We start from the raw sequence: 1,728 nt of genomic DNA on the forward strand, positions 1-1,728 counted from the left end.
AACGACTGTTTGGGGTTGTATAGTCAAGTAATTAAGTGCATGTGGTGGATGCCTTGGCAGTCAGAGGCGAAGAAAGACGTGATAGCCTGCGAAAAGCTCCGGGGAGGCGGCAAATATCCTGTGATCCGGAGATGTCTGAATGGGGAAACCCACCGGCTATAAGGTCGGTATCATAAACTGAATACATAGGTTTATGAGGCGAACGCGGAGAAGTGAAACATCTCAGTATCCGTAGGAAAAGAAATCAATTGAGATTCCCTCAGTAGCGGCGAGCGAAAGGGGAACAGCCCATTAAGTCATATCAGTTTTAGTGGAATGCTCTGGGAAGTGCAACCATAGTGGGTGATAGTCCTGTACACGAAAGGGCTGATATGATGATGTCGAGTAGGGCGAGGCACGTGAAACCTTGTCTGAATATAGGGGGACCATCCTCTAAGGCTAAATACTCCTGACTGACCGATAGTGAACCAGTACCGTGAGGGAAAGGCGAAAAGAACCCCTGTGAGGGGAGTGAAATAGATCCTGAAACCGCATGCATACAAGCAGTGGGAGCCACTTTGTGTGGTGACTGCGTACCTTTTGTATAATGGGTCAGCGACTTATATTCAGTAGCGAGGTTAACCGAATAGGGGAGCCGTAGAGAAATCGAGTCTTAATAGGGCGTTTAGTTGCTGGGTATAGACCCGAAACCGGGTGATCTATCCATGAGCAGGTTGAAGGTTGGGTAACACTAACTGGAGGACCGAACCCACTGTCGTTGAAAAGCCAGGGGATGACTTGTGGATAGGGGTGAAAGGCTAATCAAACTCGGTGATAGCTGGTTCTCCCCGAAAGCTATTTAGGTAGCGCCTCGGACGAATACCATTGGGGGTAGAGCACTGTTTCGGCTAGGGGGTCATCCCGACTTACCAAACCGATGCAAACTCCGAATACCAATGAGTACTATCCGGGAGACAGACTGCGGGTGCTAACGTCCGTAGTCAAGAGGAAAACAATCCAGACCGCCAGCTAAGGTCCCTAAATCATAGTTAAGTGGGAAACGATGTGGGAAGGCATAGACAGCTAGGAGGTTGGCTTAGAAGCAGCCACCCTTTAAAGAAAGCGTAATAGCTCACTAGTCGAGTCGGCCTGCGCGGAAGATGTAACGGGGCTAAAACTATGTACCGAAGCTGCGGATTTGCAATTTATTGCAAGTGGTAGGGGAGCGTTCTGTAAGCCGATGAAGGTGGATTGAGAAGTCTGCTGGAGGTATCAGAAGTGCGAATGCTGACGTGAGTAACGACAAAACGGGTGAAAAACCCGTTCGCTGAAAGACCAAGGGTTCCAGTCCAACGTTAATCGGGGCTGGGTGAGTCGACCCCTAAGGCGAGGCCGAGAGGCGTAGTCGATGGGAAATTGGTTAATATTCCAATACTTCAGTGTAATGCGATGAGAGGACGGAGAAGGTTAAGTCAGCCTGGCGTTGGTTGTCCAGGTGGAAGACTGTAGGCATGTATCTTAGGCAAATCCGGGGTACTCTATGCTGAGAGTTGATAGCAAGCCAGTTTACTGGTGAAGTGGCTGATACCATACTTCCAGGAAAAGTCTCTAAGCTTCAGTTACACTGGAATCGTACCCGAAACCGACACAGGTGGTCAGGTCGAGTAGACCAAAGCGCTTGAGAGAACTCTGCTGAAGGAACTAGGCAAAATGGTACCGTAACTTCGGGAGAAGGTACGCTGCCGGTGG

General features: G+C 49.6%; 1 rRNA gene. It reads left to right on the forward strand.

The features are described from left to right. Positions 1 to 21: 21 nt before the first annotated feature. Positions 22 to 1,728 (forward strand): 23S ribosomal RNA (locus FTU19_RS16065); the annotation flags it as partial.

Origin of the sequence: Acinetobacter sp. YH12072, from assembly GCF_013419565.1 — a bacterium.
Taxonomy (GTDB): Bacteria; Pseudomonadota; Gammaproteobacteria; order Pseudomonadales; family Moraxellaceae; genus Acinetobacter.